This window comes from Desulfarculus baarsii DSM 2075 (genome assembly GCF_000143965.1).
GTDB classification, from domain to species: domain Bacteria; phylum Desulfobacterota; class Desulfarculia; order Desulfarculales; family Desulfarculaceae; genus Desulfarculus; species Desulfarculus baarsii.
Window position 1 is genome coordinate 2,482,365 of record NC_014365.1, and the last position, 24,904, is coordinate 2,507,268.

Annotated in this window: 19 protein-coding genes; 7 read left to right on the top strand and 12 right to left on the bottom strand. The window is 63.0% G+C overall.

The window, feature by feature from the left end:
* Nucleotides 1–140: 140 nt before the first annotated feature.
* The 9 genes from DEBA_RS11170 to DEBA_RS19095 form a co-directional block, all read right to left on the bottom strand.
* Nucleotides 141–1,283: a phage portal protein gene (locus tag DEBA_RS11170; RefSeq protein ID WP_013259042.1), complete on the bottom strand. Its 1,143-nt coding sequence runs from the start codon at nucleotides 1,281–1,283 to the stop codon at nucleotides 141–143.
* 50 nt (nucleotides 1,284–1,333) lie between these two features.
* Nucleotides 1,334–3,025: a phage major capsid protein gene (locus DEBA_RS11175; RefSeq protein WP_043814340.1), complete on the bottom strand. Its 1,692-nt coding sequence runs from the start codon at nucleotides 3,023–3,025 to the stop codon at nucleotides 1,334–1,336.
* Nucleotides 3,026–3,140: 115 nt separating this feature from the next.
* Nucleotides 3,141–4,763, bottom strand: a complete 1,623-nt coding sequence (locus DEBA_RS11180) for a terminase large subunit (protein ID WP_013259044.1) — start codon at nucleotides 4,761–4,763, stop codon at nucleotides 3,141–3,143.
* A gap of 5 nt (nucleotides 4,764–4,768) precedes the next feature.
* Nucleotides 4,769–5,140: an HNH endonuclease gene (locus DEBA_RS17805; RefSeq protein ID WP_013259045.1), complete on the bottom strand. Its 372-nt coding sequence runs from the start codon at nucleotides 5,138–5,140 to the stop codon at nucleotides 4,769–4,771.
* Nucleotides 5,140–7,020, bottom strand: a complete 1,881-nt coding sequence (locus DEBA_RS17150) for a bifunctional DNA primase/polymerase (protein WP_013259046.1) — start codon at nucleotides 7,018–7,020, stop codon at nucleotides 5,140–5,142. Before DEBA_RS17150 ends, DEBA_RS17805 begins: the two co-directional genes overlap by 1 nt.
* A complete protein-coding gene (locus DEBA_RS18435) occupies nucleotides 7,017–7,160 on the bottom strand; it encodes a hypothetical protein (protein WP_013258539.1) in 144 nt (47 codons plus the stop codon). Before DEBA_RS18435 ends, DEBA_RS17150 begins: the two co-directional genes overlap by 4 nt.
* Nucleotides 7,161–7,220: 60 nt before the next feature.
* On the bottom strand, nucleotides 7,221–7,457 hold the full coding sequence (locus DEBA_RS11195) for a helix-turn-helix domain-containing protein (RefSeq protein WP_013259047.1): 237 nt from the start codon (nucleotides 7,455–7,457) through the stop codon (nucleotides 7,221–7,223).
* Nucleotides 7,458–7,534: 77 nt separating this feature from the next.
* Nucleotides 7,535–7,759: a helix-turn-helix domain-containing protein gene (locus tag DEBA_RS11200; protein WP_013259048.1), complete on the bottom strand. Its 225-nt coding sequence runs from the start codon at nucleotides 7,757–7,759 to the stop codon at nucleotides 7,535–7,537.
* A 447-nt stretch (nucleotides 7,760–8,206) separates the two neighbouring features.
* A complete protein-coding gene (locus tag DEBA_RS19095; protein WP_187288550.1) occupies nucleotides 8,207–8,407 on the bottom strand; it encodes an outer membrane lipoprotein-sorting protein in 201 nt (66 codons plus the stop codon).
* Nucleotides 8,408–8,473: 66 nt separating this feature from the next.
* Between DEBA_RS19095 and DEBA_RS11205 the strand changes: the two genes are divergently transcribed.
* Nucleotides 8,474–9,523: an IS481 family transposase gene (locus DEBA_RS11205; RefSeq protein ID WP_013257321.1), complete on the top strand. Its 1,050-nt coding sequence runs from the start codon at nucleotides 8,474–8,476 to the stop codon at nucleotides 9,521–9,523.
* A gap of 37 nt (nucleotides 9,524–9,560) precedes the next feature.
* Here DEBA_RS11205 and DEBA_RS11210 read toward each other — a convergent pair whose 3' ends face one another.
* Nucleotides 9,561–10,217: an outer membrane lipoprotein-sorting protein gene (locus tag DEBA_RS11210; RefSeq protein WP_013259049.1), complete on the bottom strand. Its 657-nt coding sequence runs from the start codon at nucleotides 10,215–10,217 to the stop codon at nucleotides 9,561–9,563.
* A gap of 289 nt (nucleotides 10,218–10,506) precedes the next feature.
* Here DEBA_RS11210 and DEBA_RS11215 point away from each other — a divergent pair, with 289 nt between their 5' ends.
* The 5 genes from DEBA_RS11215 to DEBA_RS11235 all read left to right on the top strand — a co-directional run bounded on the left by DEBA_RS11215 (nucleotide 10,507) and on the right by DEBA_RS11235 (nucleotide 18,369).
* Complete coding sequence (locus DEBA_RS11215) at nucleotides 10,507–12,630, top strand: TonB-dependent receptor (protein ID WP_013259050.1); 2,124 nt, start codon at nucleotides 10,507–10,509, stop codon at nucleotides 12,628–12,630.
* Nucleotides 12,631–12,745: 115 nt separating this feature from the next.
* Complete coding sequence (locus tag DEBA_RS11220; protein WP_013259051.1) at nucleotides 12,746–15,028, top strand: efflux RND transporter permease subunit; 2,283 nt, start codon at nucleotides 12,746–12,748, stop codon at nucleotides 15,026–15,028.
* Nucleotides 15,029–15,037: 9 nt separating this feature from the next.
* The gene (locus DEBA_RS11225; RefSeq protein ID WP_013259052.1) at nucleotides 15,038–16,351 is read left to right on the top strand and encodes a hypothetical protein; all 1,314 of its coding nucleotides are present in this window, start codon (nucleotides 15,038–15,040) and stop codon (nucleotides 16,349–16,351) included.
* A gap of 148 nt (nucleotides 16,352–16,499) precedes the next feature.
* Nucleotides 16,500–17,303 carry a hypothetical protein gene (locus tag DEBA_RS11230; RefSeq protein WP_013259053.1) on the top strand — a complete coding sequence of 268 codons (804 nt, stop codon included), beginning with the start codon at nucleotides 16,500–16,502 and terminating at the stop codon, nucleotides 17,301–17,303.
* Nucleotides 17,304–17,463: 160 nt separating this feature from the next.
* Nucleotides 17,464–18,369 (top strand): sulfotransferase family protein, encoded by a 906-nt coding sequence (locus tag DEBA_RS11235; RefSeq protein ID WP_148227852.1) that lies wholly within the window; start codon nucleotides 17,464–17,466, stop codon nucleotides 18,367–18,369.
* 81 nt (nucleotides 18,370–18,450) lie between these two features.
* Here DEBA_RS11235 and DEBA_RS11240 read toward each other — a convergent pair whose 3' ends face one another.
* Nucleotides 18,451–18,933 (bottom strand): cache domain-containing protein, encoded by a 483-nt coding sequence (locus tag DEBA_RS11240; RefSeq protein WP_245528516.1) that lies wholly within the window; start codon nucleotides 18,931–18,933, stop codon nucleotides 18,451–18,453.
* A 345-nt stretch (nucleotides 18,934–19,278) separates the two neighbouring features.
* Here DEBA_RS11240 and DEBA_RS11245 point away from each other — a divergent pair, with 345 nt between their 5' ends.
* Nucleotides 19,279–22,098 (top strand): PAS domain-containing hybrid sensor histidine kinase/response regulator, encoded by a 2,820-nt coding sequence (locus DEBA_RS11245; protein WP_043814355.1) that lies wholly within the window; start codon nucleotides 19,279–19,281, stop codon nucleotides 22,096–22,098.
* 13 nt (nucleotides 22,099–22,111) lie between these two features.
* Here the strand turns inward: DEBA_RS11245 and DEBA_RS17155 are convergent, their stop codons facing one another.
* Nucleotides 22,112–24,790: an ATP-binding protein gene (locus tag DEBA_RS17155; RefSeq protein ID WP_013259057.1), complete on the bottom strand. Its 2,679-nt coding sequence runs from the start codon at nucleotides 24,788–24,790 to the stop codon at nucleotides 22,112–22,114.
* Between the last annotated feature and the right edge of the window lie 114 nt (nucleotides 24,791–24,904).

Consider the following 24,904-nt stretch of genomic DNA (forward strand, 5'->3'; position numbering starts at 1 on the left):
ACAGCATATACTCATGATTAACGTCACCAGTTTTGTTTAAATGCGGCGGTTGTGGCCCTTGTTTGCCCCATGGAAGCACCAGCCGGGAAAGGGAGGACCACTTGAACGACGCCGCCGCCCGCCGTTGGGAGAATCCCGGCTTACAAAACGTTCAGCGAGTCGCCCTCTGGATGCCGGGGCAAATTCTCGCGTTGGCGAATCTCGTTGGCGGTCATGACGCCCGCCTGGCGGGCAATCTGGTAGCTTTGGAAGCGCTCAAGCGTTCCGGCCCGCAAAAGGTTGGCCGCGTTGTGCTCAAAGTAAAGGCCGGCCGCCCGCTCGCCTTCGGTGAGCAACTGCAAGTTGAACCGGGCCTCAAGGCGGGTCAGCCAAGGCGTCAAGCTCAGAGTCAAAAATTCGTGGGCAAGCTGTTCAACATTATTGAAGCTCATGCGGTCCAAATGGCCCAGCAGGTGGACGGGCACGCGGAAGCATCGGGCAATTTCCTCAAGCGACCATTTCCACGTGGCCAGGGTTTCCGCGTCCTCGGAGCTTAGGCCGATCTGCTCGTAGGAAAGCCCGCCGTCCAGAATAACGGTCCGCCCCGCGCCGGCCGGGCCGCTGAAGCGCCGTTCCCAATCATCGCGCAGGCGCGCCGCCGCCTCTGGCGTAACGTCGCGGTCAGTCTTGAGCACGCCAGACGGCCGCGCCTGTTGCCGGAACAAAGCCGTGGTGTAGGCCCCCAGCACGTGAGGCAACTCCATTGCCCGGCGCAAGGTGGCAATTGGCGAGACGCCGACAACGCCGTCGGTGGATAAGCCGCGAATGTGCAACACCTCGTCCTGGCCGTAGACCACGGCCCGCTTTTCGTCGGCGTAGCGGTAGAGGATGCTGTTGTCCGGCTGGGGTTCGACCGCCACACAATCGGGCCGCAAAGGCCACAGGGCCACCACCTGGCCGGCCTGGCGCTCGACAAACACAAAGGCGTTGCCGCGCAGACACAAGCAGACCATCAAGAACTCGCGGAATTCGCCGCCGGTCTGGTAGGTATTTGGCCGGTGGCGCATCAGGTCTTGCAAAACATGATCGTCGGCCCGCTCGCGCCCGCCGTCGGCCCGCTTGCGGTACAGGTCCAAAGGCATGGCCGCGATGGTTTCCGACAGCACGCGAACGCATGCATATACCGTCGGAATGCCCAGGGCCATGTTTTCCGAGTAGCCCTCGAAGCTCTCACCGCGTAGCCACGTGGACGTGGGCGACTCAGCCTTGTAGCGCCGCATGCCCAGCTTCTGCAACAAACCCATGGTTCATCCTCCAGGGCGGGGCCGCCCCGAAAGGCGGCCCCTTCCACGATTTAGCGGGCGGCCAAGGTCACGAAGTCGGCAACCTCGGTCACGCCGTCGGCCAGGGTCAGCAGGCCGTTTTTGATGGGCATGCCGTCAAGGCGCACGGTGGCCCGGAAGGCCACGTGGTCGCTGGTGAAGTAAATGTCGCGGCTGGCCTCGAGGCGCAATTCCGAGCGGATGCACAAGGCGTAGGCGCTGGGGTTGACCAGCATCACGTCGCCCTTGTCGCCCAGCACGCTGGTGTGCTCGCTCCAGATGATGGGATGGCCAAGCAGGTTCTGGCCCTTGCCACCGGTGGACACGTCGGACCAGACGTTGCTTCCGCCGGTCCCCACGGTCTGGGCCATGGTGTAGACCTGGCCCTTGAGCGAAGGCGACATAAGCCAGACGGCCTTGCCTTCGGCGGCCGGGGCCAGCTTGGCGGCCATGTTGACGGCGTTTTCCCAAAGGAAGGTGTCGTTGCTCTGGGCCGACTCCTTGGCCACGGTGGCCAGGGCGTCAGAGTTGAAAATGGCCAACGGCTTGCCAACGCCATTGCCGGCCAGGATGCAATTGTGGTCGATGGCCCACCGGATTTCGGCGGCCAACGTCTCGCGGATGAAGGCCTCGGCGTTGGGCGCATCCTCCATAAATTCGCGCGTGGCCTTCAAAAGCAGAGTCAGCTTGTGGGGATTGAAGGTCATGGCCCGAACCTGAATGTCGTCCGGGGTCATTTCGGCCCCCTCGGCGGTCCAGGTGGCCACCAGCCCGCCACGATCGGCCGAATGGTCAGAGTCGGAGATGGCCGGCACGGTCAGGCTGGCCGCGTTGGTCCGGTACACCTTGCACCGGCTGGCCAGGATGCTTTGCTCCAGGGCCATGTCCAGGATGGGCGCGCCATAGGCCTGGGGAATCAGGAAGCCGCCGTCCACGCCCGAGACGCTGTTCATGGCGCGAGTCTGGAGCCGCTCGTCACGGCCGCCCATGACGGCGCGGACGAATTCGCCAAGCCCCCGGAATCCGTGGCTCTCGCTGGCGGCCGCCCGATCTTCCACCACGATACGCGGCCGGGGTTTGTCGGCGGCCGGGCGCAGCTTGGCGGCCGCGTCCAGCATCTCCATGCGGCGGGTAAGTGTGTCGGCCTCTTCGCGCAGGCGAGCAAAAACCACGCCCTCATCAGGCGTCAGCGAGTCGCGGGCGGCCAGGGTTTCGATTTCGTCGGCCAACTGGGCCTGTCGTTGCAGCATGTCGTTCTTGTCCATTTTCTTCATTCCTTCCAAATAGTTGTAACCACGGCCAATACCAACGGTCCCATCCGCCGGCACGGCAACCAAACTGACTTCCAGCGGCCGCCACCGCACCACGCGATACCCTCCAGGCTGATTCCGGGTTTCGAGCACCTCGTAACCGATGGAGATTCCGCGCACGATGCCGGCCTTCACGTCCTCCCAAAGCTCTTTGGCCCGCCCCGTTGCGCCGAAGCGCAGCACGCCGCGAAGCTTCCCGCCGGCCAGGCGCAAGTCCTCAACCACGCCGATGTTGACGCGGCTGGCGTCATGGCCTTCCAGCAGGGGCAGGGGAGCGCGGCTCAGGTCCACCGCCTCGGGCGTGTGCTCCAGAATCTCGTCACCACCGCGCCGGGCCACGGGCGCTTCGCTGGAAAGGCTCGCGCCGATGCACCGCGCTTCCTCATCCGCCTTCCGGCCCAATTCCAGGCTCATTGTTCGGCTTTCCGTTGTCGCCATCTCATCTCCTTGTTCTGAAAACAAAAGCCGGCCAGGCTTGCGCCCGCCGGCCGTCTTGCGGCTCTGTCGTTTTGGGGTTATAATTTAAGATTTACACGGCAAGCAGGCCTCGTTCCAGCCATGCAGGGGGGGCCGCCGGAACCTCGGCCCGCGCGTGCAAGCCCATGGCCATGGTCAGCGCCACGGTGCCGTCAACTTTTTCCCGTGACCGCGACTTGCTTATCTTGCGCCCGCCCGCCGGGTCCGTTTCGATCACAACGTTCGAGGCGCACCACGTCAAAACAGGATGCCCGCCATGGGCTATTTGGCGTTGCAGGATGCCAGCTTCCAGCAAGTCAACCGCCGGGGCCATGTCCTTGAAGCCCTGGCCCCACGGGGTCAACGGCAACTCGATGCCCTCATCCGCCAGGATCACCTTCAGGTCTTCGATTCGCCACCTGTCGTAGGCCACGCCTTTCAGGTCGAACCTGGAAGCCACCTCGGCAAGGCGCATGGCGATGGCCCGTCGGTCGATGGCCCGGCCAGGCGTGGTTTCGATCAAGCCTTGGCTGGCCCAGGTCCGATATGGCACGCGGTCGTCGTCCTCGCGCTCATCCAGGTTTTCGGCCGGAACCCAAAAGAAGGGCAACACCGCGCCGCCGTCCTCGGGGAAGTAGAGCACCAGCGCCGTCAGGTCCGTGGTGGAACCCAGGTCCAGCCCGGCCCAGCATGGCCGGCCGCGCAAAGCCTCGGGGTCAACTTCGCCCCGGCAAGCTTCCCAGTCGGCTTGGGCGATGAACCGGCCGTCCACCTCCACCGGCTGGTTAAGATAAAGGGCGCGGAACACGGTCTCTTTGGCTGGAATGCGCTTGGCTTGCGCCGCGAACTGGCGCATTTCCTCGAGCGACCGGAAGTCGCCAAGCGCCGGGTTGCAGGCCCGCCAAACTTCCTCGCTCCAGGGGTCCGCGTCCGGCGGCGCGGCGTAGATGATCGGCAAAAACGTTTCGTCCTCGATCACGCCGTCCAGCACCTTGCGGCCGTATTCGACAAGTTCGCTCATAACGTGGTGGTGGTCGCTGGATTGCGTGGAAATGACCACCATGAGCGGCTCGCGCCTAGCGCCCGCGCCCGTGTCCAGGTTGTCAAACAAATGCCGGGTCCGCGCTTGGGCCAATTCGTCGTAGACCACGAACGATGGGGATAAGCCATGGGCCTTGCGGTCGTCGGACGACAGCGCATGGTAGACGGAACCGGTTACGTCGTCCTCGATGGCCTTTCGGAACCGCTGGACGTTGCACCGCGCCGCGAACTCGGGAACAGCGCCGATCACCGCTTCCATTTCCGCGAAGATGATTGACGCTTGGCCTCTGTCGGCCGCCGCGCTGTAGACCTGGCCGCGCTGTTCCGCTTCTGGCCCGATCAGGTGCGCCAGGGCCAGGGCCGCCGCCAGGGCCGTCTTGCCGTTTTTGCGGGGCAGGGTAAGCAAGGCCTTGCGCACCACGCGCCGGCCGCCCCGCGTCCGGTAGAGCGCCTTGACTATCTTCTTTTGCCAGGGCCGCAGCCGGAAGCGCCGGCCAGCGTGCATGCCGCTGGTGATGGGCAAGCTTTCCACGAAAATAATGACGCGGGCCGCCCGGCTCAGCCCCGGCCGCTCCCAAAGAAAGCAATGCGCGCCAATTTCGCGGGGCGTGTCGGCCGTTTTCAGCGGCCCGGCTTTTGGTCCACGTCGGCCCATGCTAACTAACTCTCTTCTGCGATGGGGCACACCGGTCCGTGGTTCTCAGCTCCTGAAGATTTTTCCCCACCGTTCGCCCACCAGTGCTTGGGGTCCATCGGCCAGCCGGTGGCAGGGTCAACGGCCCGATCATGCTTGCGTCGCCAGCCGCCGCCGTCCTCGCGGTTGGTCTTTTTGCTGTGGCACGAGTGACAGAGCGGTTGCAAGTTATTGCAATCCCAGGGCATTCCCCCATCGGCAACAGGCTTGATGTGATCGACGTCGGTTGCGGCGACGACCTTCCCGGCCCGCCGACACTCCCGGCACAATGGTTCGCTTCGGAGCACCTGAAGCCGCAAGCGCCGCCAGCGAGATGTTGAGTATGGCCAGTCAGACATTACGCGGCCCTCCCGAGTGTCGCCTCGTACTTCGTGGCGTAGGCGGCCCGCTCGCGGTCGTCCAGTCGCACCCAATCAGATACGGGCTCCAAGCGCCAGCCGTGGTGTATCACAAAGTGCCGCTCCAGACCGTTTGGGTTGCGGCCGGGGTAGGCTTTGGCTTTGACAATTTTCAGGGCGCACACTGTGCGGCCTCGGGCGTGAGTTAGCACGTCCAGTGCCATGTAAAGGCGGCTTTTCTCAGCCGTCGCCTCGCCGCCGCGCCCAAAGGTTGCGCCGGTTTTTTTTTGCAGGCAGACGAATGCAACGCCGTTGCCCAGCGCGTCATAGACGCCCCTAATATCGGAAGCAATCTTGAAGTATTCGCCGTCCCGCTCCTCAAGGTAGTCGACGACGGTCAACCCGTCGCGGTTGTGGGCGGCGATGGCGTCGTCAAAGCCGCTGGCGAGAGACGCGGCGCGGACGGCTCGCCAATGGTCAAGGGGGTCGCCGAAAGCCCCAACGCGCTGGCGATACTCTTGTGGCCCCATCTCCGACATGCAATAAAGCAACTCCTGGCGGCCGATGTTGTCGCGCAGGATGTTGAGCGCCAGGGCCGTTTTTCCTGCATTGGTCTGGCCGGCCAGCACAACGATCGACTTGGGGGGGAGGCTCACCATCTGGTCAAGGCCCAGGGGCAATGCCAGCCCAAATGGCTGGCCGTCTGTGCTGGCCAGGTCAACGAACTCCAAATGGCTAGCCAAAATATGGAACCGCCCCGCCTGGCGGGGATCTCTCTTAATCTTCTTTTCTTCTATAAGGCGTGTCAGGACCATCGACCGGTTTTTTCGGTCGCGCCGATCGACTAGTCCGAACTCCCGGTCAACGTCGGCCGTCGTGAACGAACCTGTTGAATTTGCTACCCATTCGCGGATTTCAGCCGCAAGGTTTCCGCCGAATCTAACGGAATCACCCCGTCCACGCTGGGCCGTATCCTGTCCACACGTGTCCCCAGGTGTCCACACGTGTCCACGGGTGTCCACACCTGTCCACACCTGTCCACAGGTGTGGACATTGTCCACATTTCGGGGGTCCCTGATCCCGGCGGCCAGCCCCGACGCCACCGTGGCCGCCACTTCGCGCTGGCCGAGTCCCAGGGCCAGGCCGGCCCCGATCAAAGCGGCCCTGACTCCATCCTCGGCCAGCAGGCCGGCCCCGATCAGCTGGCCGAGGGCGAAGGAAGAATCGTTGATTTGCCGGTTTCTCGCCCCCTGGCCAGCCAGTGCGATTTTTGTCAGTTCATCGGCCAGGGCGTGTCGCCCGTAGCGGGAACGGGAGTCGCGGCCCTTTTCCCGTTCGCGCAAATTTGCGCGAACGGGGTCTGGCGCAACATCGCCCTGCTTCAGGCTGGCAATCTGCCTTTCCTTCGCCCTGGCCCTCACCACGTCTTCGAGTTGCGCCGGTAATTCCGGTGGTGCGCAATCCCAGGGGGCGACCAGCCATTCACGGCCTGGCCCCGGCGGGGCCACGACGTATCCGCCCTCGGCGCGCACGTCCACGGCGGGCATGACGCCCACGGCGTTTTTCATACCCTCGCGGTGGGCAAAGTAGTAATGTCGCCCCCGTGGCGTGGTGGCAATGGGCATCTCCAGCCCATCGGGCAAAAGGGCCTCAACACGACTAATCGCCTCGGAATTGTCGGCGTCAATGACCAGTAGGTTGCTAACCTTTCCCGTCACAATACCTACCATCGCGCCGGGTTTGCCAAACCAGTCGGCGAGCGCGCCGGCCTCGGGCCGGCGGGTCTGGTATTCGGCCCACGGGCGAAGGGGGCGCTTGTCCGCGCCCACGGGGATCGCCGCCCAGCCCAGGCTGGCGTATCTTTGCGCGGCCTCAATCATCGCTCGCCCTCCTTGACCAGCAGCCGATCCAAGGCCAGGCTGGCCTGGCGGTCAAAGGGCCGATCGACGGCCCGCTCCAGCCACCGGCGGCGCAGGCGGCCAAAAAAACGCTTGACTTTTGCCCAGCGTTCGGCTATCATATTGTTATCCTTTCTTTTTGATCTGTGGGGCCGCTGGTGTTGGCGCACCAAAGGCCCCGTTCATTTTCGGCCCAGCCCGGCCAGGACTTCGTTGACAATTTTGTCCGTCCGCTGGTGGTCAACCGCGTGGCCGGCCAGCCAAGCATCCAGGGCCTCCCGCTTGATCAACACCGCGCCGCCAGCCACGCGGCTATGCGGAAGCCCAGCCGCCAGCCAGCTCCGCATGGTGCGCAAGCTAACGTCGGCCAGTTCAGCGGCCGACCTGGCCCGCAGCCAAGCCCGTTCAGATGCAAGCATCCTTCGCGCCTCCAAAACAGAAAACGCCGCCCGGTTGCCCGAGACGGCGTTTCGCAAAAGGTTGTGGTGTCAGGCGGTCAGCGGCCGGTGATGGCCTCGAACTCGCGCATGGCCGCGCCCTTCGTCATGGCCCGCCGGTTGCGCTGGACGAACTCGACCAGCGCGGCGCGCTCGTAGACGACGCGCCCGCCCAGGCCGACAAAAGCCGGGCCGCCGCCCCGGCTTCGCCAAGTCGCCAAGGTGGCCGGGCTAAGCCTCAAAACCTCGGCGGCCTCGCCTTCGGTGAGCAACTCTAGGTCCACGGAAAACCTCCTTTTTTGGGCAAAACGCAAAAAGGCCGCAGCATCCGCCACGGCCTCGATCAGTCTCTCGCACACGTTTTCCAATTGTAGCAAAATGTACACTACATATTGTTTGTTGTCAACGAGCGATTGCGAGCGATTGCGAGTCTCGCAAAAAAGCAAGCGAAAGCGCCGCCCGGTTGCCCGAGGTGTGAAACGTCACAGCAACATGTTTTGACCATCTGGTGTCGCTATGCAAAGTGTGACATTTGGGTGCGCCTGGGGTGCAAACGGGTGCAAAAAAGATGGGCCGCCCCGGAAGGCGGCCCTAATGATTTCAACTACTTAGCTTCTATCATGCCCACTCCTAAGCCGTAGGCCGCCCGTTCGATTCGGGCCGGGGACACCAACGCAAAAAAGGGGTCGGGCCCCGAGGCCCAGCCCCTTTTGTCTTGTCGCCGCGCCCGACTACTTGGTCAACTCGGCGTGCTCGAACAGTTCGTCGGCCAGGCCCAGGTCGTACTGAATTTCGGAAAAAAGCAGGATCGTGCGTGACTGGCCATGCGTCGGCGTGACCAACATCTTGGTCCTGGTCCAATAACCCTGAATGTTCTGGATGTGCTGATCTAGTAATGACCTGACAGTCGACCACGTAGAGGAAGTGGTCATGCCGCCCTTGGTTGGGGTAGGTTTGTAGTTGCGAAACTCGAACAAACCTCAACACAGGAGGGCAACATGACCACGGAGAAGAAGGTAGCACGAAGGAAGCTGAGTCTGCTAGAGCTTGCTGGGGAATTGAGCAACGTCAGCCGGGCCTGCAAACTGATGGGCTACTCGCGGCAGCAGTTTTACGAGATTCGGCGCAATTTCCAGACCTACGGCGCACAGGGCCTTGTGGACCGTTTGCCCGGCCCCAAGGGGCCGCATCCCAATCGTGTGGAAGCGGAGGTTGAGGCGGCGATCATGGCTTACAGCCTGGAGTATCCGACCCACGGAGCGCTTCGCGTGTCGCAGCAATTGGCCCTTCGCGGCGTGCAAGTGAGTTCCGGCGGCGTGCGAGGCGTGTGGAGTCGCCACGAGATGCTCACGCGGCACGAGCGTCTTTTGCGTCTCGAGCAATCGGTTCGCGCCCAGGACATTCAACTCAGCGACGAGCAGATTCGGGCTTTGGAGCGCTTCAGCCCGGAGTTTCGCGACCGCCACATCGAGGCCCGGCACACCGGGGCCCTGGTGGCGGTGGACACGTTTTTCGTTGGCGCGCTCAAGGGCGTGGGCAAGGTGTATCTACAATCGGTCATCGACTGCCACAGCCGCCACGCCTGGGGTCGCCTGTACACCAGCAAGCTTCCGGTCACGGCGGTGCATGTGCTCAACGAGGAAGTGCTGCCGTGCTTTGAGGCCCACGACGCGGTGATTGAGACGGTGCTTTCGGACAATGGGCGAGAGTTTTGCGGCCGGCCAGACCAGCATCCGTATGAGCTGTTTCTGCAGCTTGAGGGGATCGAACACCGCACCACCAGGGTGCGTCGGCCTCAGAGCAATGGCTTCGTGGAACGGCTTCACCGGACGCTCTTGGACGAGCATTTCCGGATCAAGGGCCGTCAGAAATGGTATGAAACCTTGGATGAGATGCAGGCCGACTTGGATGAGTATCTGCGCCATTACAACCATGAGCGGGCGCACCAGGGCCGGAACATGAACGGCAGGACGCCGAGTCAGGCTTTCCTGGAGGGCCTGCCCGGGCGTAAGAAGCCCAAGGAAAAGGCGTCCCAAAAGGCCGCCTAAAAATCACCCCGCCAGGGGCGGCAGTGTCAGGTAAATACTATATCTGTACATTCTGGAATCCGCCCATGTGCGCCGTCTTGACCAAACGGTTTTTCTTGTCGAAATACTCCACCTTCACCGGCTGCCAGATGTCTTCGCGCACCCAGACCACGCGGCGGGCGTAATTGGTGTCAGACTGATCTTTTTTGACGCGTTGCACCACGTGGCAGGTGGCCTCGCCGCATTTTTCGTTGCGCAACAGCTCGTAATCGTCGTCGTCGAGGTTAACGGTTTTCATATCCTCGTTGTAGAGATCACTGCGCATGAACACCGATTTCATGCCCCCGCCGCTGATGCGCCGCACCAGCTTCTCGCTGGGCATGTAGACCCACATGTCGTCACGCTGGGCCGGATCGGTGTAATTCCAGGTCAGGTATTTGATGTTCTTGACGTCCTCTGGCAGTTCGAAAGTCATCAAGTCCTTTTCGCCCCAGGGCGTCTTCTTGTTCAAGCCGCGCACCCGGCGGCTGAGTTTCTGATCGCCCCGCTCCACCACGATGCTGATGATCTGCGAAGTGTCGCTGGCCTTGGTGGCCTTGTCGACGTTTTCCATGATTTGCCGGCCGGTCAGTTCCCCGGCCGCCGCGCCGACCGCCATGCCCGTCAAGAGGCCGGCGCAGCATAACATCATCGCCCACAACCGTTTCGCGTTCATTCCCCATGCGCCTTTCAGGCTCCGCCTGGGCCGCGGGCCGCCGGGCCGCGCGGCTGAATTTGATTTGTGTGGCCAAATTTTATTTAATTCGTTTGACATGATAATAAAAATCAAATTATGTTTCAAGCGCATTTGGCGTCGTTGAGCCCTTTTGCCGCGTTGCCCAGCGCCTTCGGGCCGGCGGGCAGCGCGCCGCAATATCAGCGCGCGGGTCGTGGGCGGGCCGTGGCGCGGCATGGCCAATATGACGCAACCACAAATTTTCCATCAATCAGGGGAGAGCAAACTAATGAAACAGCTGGTCAAAAGGCTGGCTCACGCGGCCTTGGGCTTGGTTCTGGCCTTGGGCGGGCCGGCGCTGGCCCTGGCCGACGAAACGGCCACGACGGACAAGCAAGGCGTCGCCACCTTGGATTCGATCGTCGTCACCGCCGGCAAGCGGCAAGAGAGCTTGCAGGAGGTCGACGCCAGCGTGTCGTTGATCACCGACGAGGACGTGGAGGTCGAGCGCATCGAGTCGGTCCACGATCTGGAGGGCCGCCTGGCCAACTTCCACGTGCAGAGCGCCGGCGGCCACACCAACAGCTTCATCTCCGTGCGTGGCGTGGTGGGCCAGACCGTGCCGATGACGCCATCGGGCGTGGGCGTCTACCTCGATGACGTGACGCTGATCGACCCACTCTCCAGCCTGCTGTCGTCGGCCTATTTCTTTGACCTGGACCGCATCGAGTTGCTGCGCGGGCCCCAGGGCACGCTTTACGGCCGCAACGCCGAGGCCGGCGTGCTGGTGATCAAGACCAAAGACCCCGAGCACAAGCTCTCGGGAAAGGTCTTGGGCGAAGTTGGCAACTATGACAAATACATGGGCAACGCCGTGATCAACGCCCCGCTGATCCAGGACAAGCTCGCCGTGCGCCTGGCGGCGTCATACCTCAAGCAGGACGGCTATCACGACAACGTCTACCTGGGCAACACCGCCGCCGACGCCGACGAAATGAATGTGCGCGGCAAGCTGCTCTGGGACATCGGCCCGGCCACCTCGGCCCTTCTGACCATCGAGAATTATCATGTCCGCGACGGCGCGCAAGACATGATCCCCCTGGCCATCGCCGGGCCCAACTGGGACTCCAGCAAGGTCAACACCGACGTCGACGGCCACGAAAACCGCGACATGACCGCCTACAGCCTGCGGCTCAACCACCAGCTCGACTTTGCCGAGATCGTTTCCATCACCGCCTTCCGCGACGGCAAGGAAACAACCCTGGGCGACCCGGATTTTTGGAGCAATCGCACCGGCTACGCCGACTTCGAGCTGAAACAGAAGCAGTTCACCCAAGAGCTGCGCCTGGTCTCCAACGATGACTCCTCGCCCTGGAAGTGGCTGACCGGCGCTTACTATTTTCACAACGACCTGAACTTTGACTCGTTTTATCACATCGGGCCCGGCGGCGTGGAAATGGAAATGGACATGATCACCACCGGAGGCGGCGTCAACCAGGGCGCGGCGTTGTTTGGCGACGTGGAATACGCCTTTGATTCGGGCTGGCGCTTGGGCGGCGGCGTGCGCGGCCAATACTACAAAGACGAGATGGACTCCACGCGCTACTACGAGTTGATGGGCTTCAAGCTCGACGAGCAATCCGGTGATGTTTCCAGCGACTACACCCATCTCATGGGCAAGCTCAAGCTGGCCTATGATTTCGCCTGCAACCTCACCGTCTACGGCCTGGTCTCCCAGGGCAGCCGGGCCGGCGGCATCACCAGCCTGGCCCAGACCGACAAGATGCACGACTACGACCCGGAAACGGCCACCAACTATGAACTGGGCCTCAAATACCAACTGCCCGGCGGCTGGGGCTACGTGGATTTATCCATGTTCTACATGGACATCCAAGACCTCCAGGTCAGCACCACCGGCCTGGGCGGCTTTCAATACGTCTCCAACGCCGGCAAGGCCCGCAACATCGGCGGCGAGCTGGGCCTGCGCCTGAACCTGCTGCCCGGCCTGAGCGCCGACGCCTCCATCGGCTACGTCGACGCGGTGATGACCGATTACAAAGACGGCGACCTGGACTACGCCGACAACACCGTGCCCAAGGTGCCCGACATCACCGGCATGATCGGCCTGCAATACCGCCGGGAGGTGCTGCGCGAAAAATTCCTGGTGGCCCGCGCCAACTATTCCTATATCGGCAAAACCTATTGGGACTTGGCCAACAAGCACGAGGAAGACCCCTACTCCCTGGTCAACGCCACCCTGGGCCTGGAGGCCGATTGGTGGAAGGTCTACCTCTGGGGCAAAAATATCTTTGATCAGGAATACATCCGCAACGGCCTGATGTGGGGCGACACGGTGGTGGGGGCCTACGGCGACCCGCTGACCTTCGGCGTCACCCTGCAACTGGAGTTCTGACAAGGCAACATCGCTGGCCGCGCCTGGCCGGGGCGGAGATTTTTCGTCACGGCCGGGCCTGGCCGATCGCCGGCGGCGCGGCTCGCCACGGCCAAACGGCGCGAAAGGATCGATCATGTTCAACCCGACCAGTCCATGGGTGCGCTGGGGTTCGGTTTTGATCTGCCTGGCCCTGAGCGCCTTGTTCTTTTCGTTCTTGCCCAAGCTGACCATGGACAACTCCAACAAGAGCTTCTTCAAGGAAGACGACCCGGCGCGGGCGCTGTTGGAACGTTTCCAGGCCACCTTTGGCAACGAAGAGTTCGTCTACCTGTTGATCGATGGCGACAAGCCCCTGAGCCTGGCCACCTACCAGCGGCTGGCCAGTTTGGCGGGGCAGGTGGAAAAACGCGCGCCTCACCTCAAACGCGTGCTCTGGCTGGGCAACGTGGAGGTGATGCGCAACCTGCCCGACGGCGTGCTCATCGAGCCGCTTTTCGCCAAGCCGCCCCGCGATCAGGCCCAACTGGACGCCGGCGTGCGAAAAGCCCTGGCCAACCCGGCCATCGTCGGCGACCTGCTCAGTCGCGACGCCAAGGCCACGGCCCTGCTGGTGGAGTTGGAGCCTTTTCCCGAAAACGACCATTCGGCCCGCACCAGCGTCTGGCCGGCCTTGCGGGAAATCCTGGCCGAGTTCGACGACCTGGACGTGCTGGCCGTGGGCGGGCCGGTGATCGCCGCCGAGTTCGACCGCATCGGGGCGGAAGAATCGAGTCTGTTCGGCCTGCTGTCGCTGGCCGTGGCGGCCGTGTTGCTGGCCCTGCTCAGCCGCTCCGTGATCGGGGTGATCTTTCCGGTGCTAGTGATGCTCATCAGTCTGATCTGGGCCCTGGGCTCGGTGGCCATGCTGGGCTGGCCGCTGACGCTGGCGGTGATCCTGCTGCCGACGCTTTTGATCTGCGTCTCGGTGGGCGATTCGCTGCACATCATCAGCGACTACCAAAGCTGGCCCGCCGCGTGCGACAAAACCAGCGCCATGAAAAAAACCTTGAAGCGCATCGCCACCCCGGTGATCTTCACCTCGATCACCACCGTGGCCGGCCTGCTGTCGTTTTGGGTCACGCCGATCAAGCCACTGTCGCAGATGGGCGTTTACGCCTCGTTGGGCGTGCTCTACGCCATGGCCCTGTCGCTGGCCATGGCCCCGGCCCTGCTGATGATCGGCAAGCGCCGCGTCAACGACCCGCGCGTCAAGCCCAACGCTGTCCTGACAAAGCTCGCCGATCTGGCCCTTGGCCGACCCAAGGCGGTTATCGCCGTGTTCTTGCTGGTCACCCTGGCCGTGGCCCCATTCATCGTTCTGGTGACGCCCAACACCGGCACCATCCAGAGCCTCAAGCAGGGCGAGCCCCTGCGCCGGGCCTACGAGGCCGTGGATGGCCGCATGGGCGGCACGATGTCGCTGGAGGTGATGCTGCAAGGGCCGGAGCCCGACTCAATCAAAAGCCTGGAGGCCCTCAAGGCCTTGGAAGGCCTGCAAAATCATCTGAACGAAAACCCCCTGGCCATGAAAACCCGCTCGGTGTTGGACGTGATCAAACAGCTGCGTCAGGCCCTACACGGCGACGATCCGGCCCATTACGCCTTGCCCGAGAGCGACCGCGCCGTGTCGGAGTATCTGTTTTTGTATGAAACCGGCGGCGGGGCCCAACTAGACAGCCTGGTCTCGTTCGATTCCTCCGCCGCCCGGCTGACGCTGCGCACCAAAAGCCTCGACACCCAGGCCATCCGCGCCATCATGGCCGATACCGAAAAATGGGCCAAGGAGCACCTGCCCGCCGGCTATGCGGTCAACCTGGTGGGCTCCATCGCCCTGTCGGCGGCCATGTGCGACTACGTCTCGTTGAGCGTGGCCATGAGCCTGTCGCTGGCCTTTGTCGCGGTGACGCTGATGTTGATGCTCTTGCTGCGTTCGGTTTGGCTGGGGCTGTTGTCGATGGTCCCAAACGTCCTGCCGGCGGTGTTCGCCTTTGGCCTGATGGGGGTGCTGGGCATCGACCTGCACTTGTCGCTGGCCGTGCTGGCCCCGGTGATCCTGGGCGTGTCGGTGGACGACACGGTGCATTTCTTCCACCGCTTCTTGCACGGCCTGCGCCAGGGCGCGACGGTGGAGGATTCCCTGCGCCAGACCATCATCCGGGCCGGAAGGGCGATGCTCTTCACCAGCCTGGTGCTGGTGCTCGGCTTTTCGGTGTTTGTCTTTTCCAGCAGCGGCGATTACGTCGATTTCGCCATCGTGGCCGCGGCCGCCTTTACCTACGCCCTGTTGGCCGACCTGCTTTTGGCCCCGGCCATGCTGCGTCTGCTGCAAGGCGTGTTGTTCGCCAAGGCCCGGCGGCCGGAGGCCAAGGAGTCCTAGGTCGCGCTGATGAACGGACGCAAATCTTTAGGGCCGTTGGTTCTGGCCATGGCCCTGTTGACGGCCTTGTGCGCCATGACCGGCGTGGCCCTGGCCGATGGGCGCGGCGGCGGGGTGGAGTTGGCCCTGCCACCGGCCCAGGACGACCCCCTGGCCCAACTGGACGCCACGGAAGTGCTCGCCGACATGCAGGACAACAAACCCTGGCGGGCCTGCCTGCTGGGTCGCTGGCAGCAGACCCGCGACCGAGCCATCTCGTTGCAGCCGCGCTTGGAGGGCTCTTACGAAAAGCGCGCGGAAAACTGGCAATTTTGGGCCAGCGCCTACCTGCAATACGAGGCGGCCGATGTCTCGGAGGACGGCTGGCGCGCCGATATCGACCAGCTCTATTGGCAGGCCCAGCATCGTCAACTGGCCATGACCCTGGGCAAGCGGGTGGTCACCTGGGGCAGCGCCGACGGCCTGCGCGCCCTGGACCTGCTCAACCCCGTGGACCTTTCCAACCCCCTCAAGGAAGGCAGCCGCAGCTCCAACAAAAAAGCCGTCTGGATGGCCCAGGCGGCCTGGCAACCCGAGCACTGGATGTTCGAAGTTTCGTTTCTGCCCGAGCCGGCCGTGACATCCCTGCCCGGTGACACCAGCCCGTGGTTCACTTTTTTTCAAGAGCAATTGGCGCAGGGCGGCCTGCCCGCGCGGATCGAAGACCCGGCCCACGACCCGGAGCTGGGCCTGCGCGTGTGTCACTTCAGCCACTGGCTGGATCTGGAACTGATCTACTTCCATGGCTATCAGGACAGCCCACTGATGTTGGGCGCCGATCAAAGCGAGATCCGCATAGGTTATCGCAAAAGCGACGTGTTGGGCCTGGCCGTGCAGAGCGCCATGCATCAATCAACCTGGCGTTGGGAGCTGAACTACGGCCCCAATTACGTTATCGGCGACGCCAGCGGCGTCGAGCGCACGGCGCGAGTGCTGAGCCTGCTGGGTTGGGACTATCGCTTCAACAACGGCGTCAGCCTCAACCTCCAAGGCTATGGCCAATACTTGGACCAAGGGGCCCGGGCCGACGACTTCGGCGACTATGGCCTTAGCGCGGCCCTGGCCAAGGACGACCTGTGGGGTGGCGATCTGGCGTTGACCTATGGCGTCGTCTGGCAGATCAGCGACGCCAGCTCCTTTCATCAACTGACCGCCACCTGGTTTTACAGTGACCAGTTGCAGTTGAAGGCCTCGATCAACGTTTTCACCGGCCCCCACGACAGCACCTATGGCCAGTACGCCGATGACAGCCTTTTGATGTTTTCATTCAAGCACGAGCTTTGACACGGCCCCGCACGAGAAATATCGCTTTTGCTCCCGGCTGGTGTTTGGTAGAATCCTATCGCCTACGAAACTTTTGCGTATTTCGATCCTGACGACGGCGCAAGTGGATGTTTCTACCGCCGCCCAAGTCGATCGCGGGGGGCCGATCATGGGAATCGCCATCTTGGGCCGCATCAAGGCCCGCTTGAAAAACAACTCCGCCGCCGTCCAAGAGGCCGGCCGCCAAACACAGCCATGCGCTATTTCGTGCAAGTTGGAAACCGAAATCCGCTATGGCAAGCTGCGCGGATGGGCCTATAACGTCCACAACCCCGGCGAACGGTTGACCGTGCAGCTATGCCGAGACGGCGAAGTGCTGCAGGAAGTTTTAAGCTGCCGGCCCAGGCCCGATCTTGCCCACGTCATTCCCACCCCGTTCGACTATGGCTTCGCTATCTCCTTGCCGGTCGTCGATTGTCGCAAGTCGCCGGCCATTTTTTCGCTACGGGTCGCCGAATATCCCGACGCCCCGGTCAAAAACGGCGTTGTGACCCTGGCGATGTGCGACAAGGATTCGGTCGTGCGTGGCGCCTGCGACAAGCAACTGAACGGCCGTTTCATCAATGGCTGGGCGGTGGACGCGGCCACGGGTCAAGGTGGCCGCAGGCTCGTCATCATGATCGACGGCAACTTTCTGACGGAAGTCATCGCCGACGCGCCGCGCCATGATATCGCCAAGGCCGGCCTGGGCGAGGTCAACTGTGGTTTTCGGGTCAGGCTGCCCAAATATTTTTTTAACGGCAACAGCCACGTCGTCATGGTGATTGATTCCGTGACGAAAACCGTGCTGGACAATACCGGCGTGAAATTTTCGCTCGCTGACATCAAAAACGGCCTTGAAAGAGAACGAAGCCGCCTGGCCGGCGAGATGTACAAAAGCTATCTGCGCCACTTCAAGGGGAAAATGGCGTGACCTCGGCCCAGCCCCGCGATGTCTGACATGAGCTTTTTTTCCTTCCGTCACGCTCACGCTGGTCGCATCGAAGGTGCGGAGTCAATTACATCCAGTCGCGCTTGCGTGGCCGGCAACCTTGGCCGCGCGCCACGGGCCATATTGTTGCCGGTTCAAGCGGGTGCGCCAGATCATCACCTGGAGAATCATGGACGCGTTTAATGTCATTTTGATTGCCGGAATGCACAGGTCTGGCACATCAATGCTCACAAGATTGCTGGCTGAATTTGGCGGCGTTTTGCCAACCAAACTTATACCGCCACGCGAAAACGATAATCGCCTAGGTTTTTGGGAGCCGGTGGCGGCGGTCGGCATCAACAAAGAAATCATGAAAATGATTGGTTCGCACTGGATCGACTGCCGTCGGCCGCGCACCGAGCGCATCGGCGGAGAACCACTGCTGAATCTCCAAAACCAGATCGTTCAATTCTTGAAAAACGAATACCCAAGCGGCGACGCGCCCAGGTTGGTCAAAGACCCGCGATTGTCGCGCACTTTTCCCATTTGGCGTTCGGCCCTGGCCCAGGCCGGCGCGAACGTGTCGGTGGTTATCAGCGTGCGCAGCCCTCAGGCTTGCGCGCAATCATTGGTCAGCAGGAACAAAATCATCGACGCCTACGCCGTGATGAGCTGGCTGCGTTCATACCTGGAAATCGAATTTTCCACGCGCGGTCAAAAGCGGTTGTTCGTCAACTACGACAGCTTCTTCGATGACAACAGGCCTGCGCAGATCAAACGGATATTGCAATTCATGGGCTTGCCGGCCGATGAAGAAATCACCATCCCCGAAACCCTGGTCTCCGCCGAAGACCGACACCACACGGCCACCAATGACGCTCCACTGCAAAAAGACGTAACGTTTGTCTATACCACCCTGGCGGCGTTATCCCGCGCCGAACCTCAGGCCAACTACACCACCGAATTCGACGTCATCCGCGGCAGGCTCAACGCGGCGGAGTACTACTTCGGTGAAATCCTGAGCGACTCCCTCGCATTCGCGCCCCTGGGCAATCAACGTTTCTTTTGAATGAGGCGGCCAGCCGACGATTTACGGTAAAAAAACAGCGCCCGATGGATGATTCCGTCGGGCGCCGCCGCTTTGGTCAAATCACTTGCCCGGGTACACGCCCGAGCCGATAAAGTAGTTGGTGCCGGGGATGGGCTCGACATAACCGATTTTCTTGTGCTCGCCCTTATCGCCAGGCTTCACCCAATAGAAATCGACAAATCCACCGCCCTTTTTGGCCGCCTCGGCCAAGGCGCGGATGACGTACTTGCCCTTGGTGTCCTGGTGGTCGTAAAGATTCTTGCCCTGCAAATCGGGCTGGGTGGCGTGGGCTATATTAACGCAATTGGTGTCATAAACATAAAAGTAGCCTGAATTGTCAGGATAAAAACGAATAGGCGCGACGAATTTGCGGATCAACTCCACGCCGGCCTGGGCGTCGCTTTGGCCCTGCAGCAGCGCCCCCAGACCCACGGCCGTGGCGTGCACCACGCTTTGGGCCTCCCTTTCAGCGCAGCCCAGCGCGGGCATGGCCAGGGCTTCGGCCGGGACCAAGGCCGCCCAGCACATGATCAGCCCCAACACGACCGATCCCGCCAAACGCCCCAATGAACGCTCTCCTCTTACAAATACCGCTTTCATATATACCCTCCTTGACTTTCCGCGCCCGGCGTATGGGCCAGTGCGTCATTGCGTTACATGGCCGCGCCCGCGACAGCGCGGGCCATGTTGACTGGTCAGCTACTACTTTGCAACCTTATCACCCACATCCGCAAGGTTTTTTCAGGGCCGGCGCAATCGGGCGAAAAAACCAGATTTAGCGGCTTGACCCGCGCCCTTTGCTCCAGGCCTAATATTTCTAGCGGCAAACCGTCGCGATTTGTCCGGCAAGCCGATCGAGTTCCGAGCCGGGTGGGCGCGCCAAGCCCAATGAAGGATGTGATCATGGTCGTCGATCGTCGATCTTCGATGCAAACCACGGTGTTGGCGTGCGGAGCGGCGGCCGTGGTCCTGGGCCTGTTGGGCCTGGCTGCGTGGCTGATCGGCAAGCCCACCCTGGCCAGCCTGGGGCCCGATTACGTGCCCATGGCCCCGCTGACCGGCGCGTTGTTCGTCGGCCAAGGCCTGACGTTGCTGTCGCGCGGCTTTTCGTCGCCAAGCGAGCTTTTTCGCGGCGTGGCCCTTGTCGTTTTGTCCATCTCGATCCTGCTGGGCGCGTTGGGGCTGGCGGCCTACCTCACGGGCCTGGACATCAGCCCGGACAGTGGCATCGCCGCGCCGGGGCAAAGGCTGGGCGCCATCCCCCTTTTTCAGATGTCGCCGCTGACCGGCGGGTTGTTCGCCCTGGCCGGCTGCGGCCAGTTGGTCGCGCTGACCTGGCCGCGCGCGCGCCAGGCGTTGGACGCCGGGGCGATCATGGGCCTGGTCACGGTCACGGCCGGCTTCGTGGCCACGGTTGGCTATCTGTTCGATTCACCGCTGCTTTATGGCGGCAGTTTCATCCCCTTGGCCGCCACGACGTCCCTTGGCTTCATCGCCCTGGGCGCGGGTTGCGCGGCGGCCTGCGGGCCAGAGAGCGCCGCGTTGCGGCCGCTGGTCGGTCATTCGCCACGGGCGGTGATGTTGCGGGCCTTTCTGCCGCTGACCACCACGATCATCTTGCTGCACGGCCTGGCGGCCAAATCCTTGCACGGCGCCGGCGTCAGCCGGGCGTTGGTCTCGGCGGTGCTGGCCGTGGTCTTCACCGCCGTCACAGCCGTGGTGGTGCTGCGCCTGGCCAGGCGGATCGGCCACACCATCGAGGCCACCCAGGAATCGCTACGCGAAAGCGAGGAGAAGTTCGCCAGGGCCTTTGCCGCCAGCCCCGCGCTGATGGTGCTGAGCAGCTTCCCGGAAGGGATCATGATCGACGCCAACGCGGCTTTTTTGGATTTCGTCGGCTGTCGAGCCGGGGAAGTGCTCGGCCGCCGCAGCACGGAGTTGGGCTTTTGGGCGGAGCCCGGACAGCGGCGCGCCGTGGTGGAGGCGTTGCGGGAGGGAGGGCGAGTCAGTGGCGTGGACGTGGCCATTCGCGCCAAGTCGGGCGAGGTCAAGACGATCTTGTTTTCGGCCGAACGCCTGCGCATCAACGGCCGCGACTGCATGCTGACGGTGGCCGTCGACGTCAACGCCCAGCGTCAGGCCGAGGCGGCCATCCGCGCCTCCGAGGCCAAATACCGCACCCTGTTCGAGAGCATGACCGACGGCGTGGCCGTGACCGACATGACCGGCCGGCTGATCGACTTCAACGAATCGTTCCGGGCCATGGTCGGCTACCCGGCCGAGGAGTTGCTCCGCCTGCGCTACCACGACCTGACGCCAGAGCGATGGCGCGAGATGGACCGACAAATCCTCGAGGGGCACATCTTGCCTCGAGGCCATTCTGATGTTTACGAAAAACAATACCGGCGCAAGGACGGTTCGCTCTTTCCGGTGGAGCTGCGCGTGTTCATGATCAAGGACGCCGCCGGCGCGCCAACGGCCATGTGGGCCTTGGTGCGCGACGTCACCGAGCGCAAAAAGGCCGATGATCAGAAAAAAGCGCTGGAGGAGCAACTGCGCCAGGCCCAGAAAATGGAGGCCATCGGCGTGCTGGCCGGCGGCATTGCCCACGATTTCAACAATATTCTGGGCGCCATCCTGGGCTCGGTGGAGTTGGCCATGGACCAGGCTCATGATCATGGCCTGGACGCTGCCGATCTGCGACAGATCATCGCATCGGTGGATCGGGCCAAGGAGCTGGTGCGCCAGATCCTCACCTTCAGCCGTAAGGTGGCCCCTCAGTTTAAAGCCATGGACCTGAGCGAGGAAGTCGAGCGCACCATCGCCGTGCTCAAACGCACCCTGCCCAAGATGATCGAGATCGAAACCAGCCTGGCCCGCGGCCTGCCGCCGATCTTGGCCGACGCCAATCAGATCGGCCAGGTGCTCTTGAACCTGGCCAGCAACGCCGCCCACGCCATGCCCGACGGCGGCAAGATCAACATCGTCACGGAACTGGCCGTCGTGTCCGATGGCTTCTGCACCGGCTGCGGCCAGCCCTTTTCCGGCGAGTACGTCCTGCTGCGCTTCACGGACCAAGGCCAGGGCATGGACCGCGAAACCATCGCCAAAATGTTCGACCCCTTTTTCACCACCAAGGAAGTCGGCAAGGGCACCGGCCTGGGCCTGTCCACGGTCTTCGGCACGATCAAAAGCCACGGCGGTCACGTGACCTGCCACAGCGAGCTCGGCCGAGGAAGCAGCTTCACCATCTATCTGCCGCCCCATCAAGGGCCCTTGCCGGCCGAGCAGGTCGCGCCGGACGACGAATCACCGCCGGGCGGCCACGAAACGATCATGGTGGTCGACGACGAACCGCTCCTGCGGCGTTTCGCCCGCCAGCATCTGGAGGCGGTCGGTTATGGGGTGCTTGAGGCCGCCAGTGGCGAGGACGCCTTGGATGCGCTGAAAAGGCGGGCTTATCCGCCGCATTTGGTGATTCTGGATCTGGGCATGCCCGGCATGGGCGGGCTGCGTTGCGCCAAGGAGTTGCTGGCCCGCTGGCCGGGCCTGCGCATCCTCATCGCCAGCGGTTACGCTGACGACAGCCAAGTGCGTCAATCATTGGACCACGGCGCGATCGATTTTCTGGCCAAACCCTTCCGGCGGGTGGACATGCTGGGCGCGGTGCGCCGGATGCTCGACCGCCCCCTGAGCCAAAACGGCTGAACGCCGCCGGCTCTCAGGCGTCGAGCACCTGACGCACCTTGGCGGCCAGGGCGTGGAGGGCGGCCGGTTTTTGCAGGAAAGCCACGCCGGCGTCGAGCACGCCGTGGTGGGCGATGACATTGTCGGTGTAGCCCGAGATGTAGAGCACCTTAATCTCCGGGCGCTGGGCGCTCAGGCGCCGGGCCAGTTCCTTGCCGCTCATCCTGGGCATGATCACGTCGGTGAGCAGCAGGTCCACCCGCTCGGTGGCGGCGGCCAGTCGCAAGGCGTCATCGCCGTCGGCGGCGGCCAGGACGACGTAGCCCAGGCGCTCGAGCATGCGGCCGGAGAAATCGCGGACCACGTCGTCGTCCTCGACCAGCAAGATGGTCTCGTGGCCGCCCACGGGCTGGGCCAGGAGCGCGGGTTCGGCCAAATCGCCGGAAGGGGCGGTGACCCGGGGCAGATATATCTTGAACGTGCTGCCCTGGCCCGGTTCGCTATAGACATAGATGCTGCCGCCGTGCTGTTTGACGATGCCATAGACCATGGCCAGGCCCAGGCCGGTGCCCTTGCCCGCGCCCTTGGTGGTGAAAAACGGGTCGAAGATGCGCTCTTGGGTCTGGCTGTCCATGCCCGGCCCGTTGTCGCTGACGGCCAGCATCACGTGGGGCCCCACCGTGGCCTCGGCGTGACGGGCGGCGTAGTTTTCGTCCAGATGGACGTTGTCGGTCTCCAGGGTGATCTTTCCGCCGGTGGGCATGGCGTCGCGGGCGTTGGCCACCAGGTTCAGAAGCACTTGCTCCAGTTGGCTGACGTCGGCGCGCACCACGCCCGTGAAGGGGCTGAGGTTCACCTCCAGGTCGATGTCCTCGCCGACGATGCGCCGCAACATGGCCTCGTTGCGGCCGACCACTTCATCCAGGCCGAAGGTGGACATGCTGAGCAACTGCTTGCGGCTGTAGGCCAGCAGTTGGGCCACCAGGTCGCGGGCGCGCCAACTGCTTTTGAGCACCTGCTCCAGATTGCCCCGTAGCGCTTCATCTCCGGCCGAATCCAGCAGCGCGAGCTCCACGTAGCCGATGATGGCCGAAAGGATATTGTTGAAATCATGGGCCACGCCGCCGGCCAAGGTGCCGATGGCCTCCATCTTTTGCGATTGGCGCAGTTGGGCCTCCAAGAGCTTGCGCTCCTCGCCGGCCCGCTTTTGCTCGGTGATGTCTTGAAAAGCCCCGAAAATCCGCGTGCAGCGCCCGCCCTCCCGCTCGGCCCGCCCCTGGACGCGCGCCCATTTCAGGTTGCCCTTGGCCGTGACGAACTGGGCCTCGAAAAGCAGCGGCTGGTCAAGCTCCATCAGGTTTTTTATCTTGCTGGCGATGCCAGCGCGATATTCCGGCAGATAGGACTCGACGAACTCGTCGACGGGCGGCGACGGTTGGCCCGGATCGTATTCACAGATATCGTAGGTAGCCGCGGTCCACTTGCCCTGGCCGCTGACCGTGTCGACCTCCCAGCCGCCGATCCTGGCCAAGGCGCCCACGTCGTTGAGCAGGGCCTCGCGCTGGCGCAGGGCCACCTCGGCCTGACGGCGGGCGGTTATGTCGACGCCCACGCCCATCACGCCGATGACCAAGCCGTTTTGGTCCAACAGCCGCGAGGTGGTCAGGTGGAGGATGGTCCGCGCGCCAGCGTGGTTGAAGGACACCTCGGCCTGCTGTTTTTGCCCGCTGGCCAGGCAGTCGGCGGCCAGGACGGCCACCATGCCCGCTTCGTCAGCCAGGGCCTCGCTGACGGTCAGGCGGCCGACGATGCGTTCGGGCCCCAGGCCGGTGATGTCGGAGGCGATGGCCGCGGCGGCCTGGTTCATGAACGTCAGCGCCAGGTTTTTGTCGGCCGTCCAGAACGGCACGGTGAAGCCGTTTTTGATCGACTGGCCCTCACCGATGACCCCGGCCAGCATGCGCCGCAGGCTTTCGGCCATCTGGCCGATCTCGTCGTCGCCGTGGTAGCCGATGCGCCGTGAAAGATCGCCGCCGGCCACGGCCTCGGCGGCCGCGGCGATCTCCTTGGCCGGCAGGACGATCGAGCGCGCGAAAAGCATCGTCAGAGCCAGGCCCGTCAGCAAGGCCACGGCCATGGCCAGCCAAACCGCCACCATGGCCTGGGCGCTGGCCCGCTCGCTGGCCGCGAAAAACTCGGCGGCCTTGCCCTCGGCAAAGGCGCGCACTCGGCCCATCGCCGCCACGGCCTCCATCGTGGCGGCCACGCCTTCGCCCTTGGCCTTGGCCTGGGCGGCCTCCAGGTCGCCGGCTCCGGCCAAGGCGGCCACTTCCCTGGCCACGGCCATCAAGCGGGTAAAGCGCTCCTCCGCCCGCAGGCGCAACGACGGATGGCCCAGGAATCTTTCGTGGATTATGCGAAAATGCTCTTTGACCTGGCGTTGCAGGTCAGCCGCCTTGGCCAACTCGGCGGAGATCGCGTTGGCGTCGCCACTGTCGGACATCACATTGATATGATTGTTTATTTTGACGATGCTGGCGTCTACGGCCAGGGCCGCGCCCTTGACGGCGAAGGGGTGTTCATAGAGGTCGGCGTTGAGCCTGGACAGGGCGTCCATCTGGCTCAGGGCGAACAGGCCAAGGCCCACCAGCAGGGCCAACATCACGCCGAAGGCCAAGCCCAGCCGCGGAGCGAGTTTCATTTTTTTCAGCAAGCCAAAGCGCTCCACGAAAAGCGGCCCCCCGGTCGAGTCGAATGGCTATTGGACGAAGGAGTCCTCGGCAACTATTTTCACTCTTATACCATAATAGCATACTGCTCGAATCAT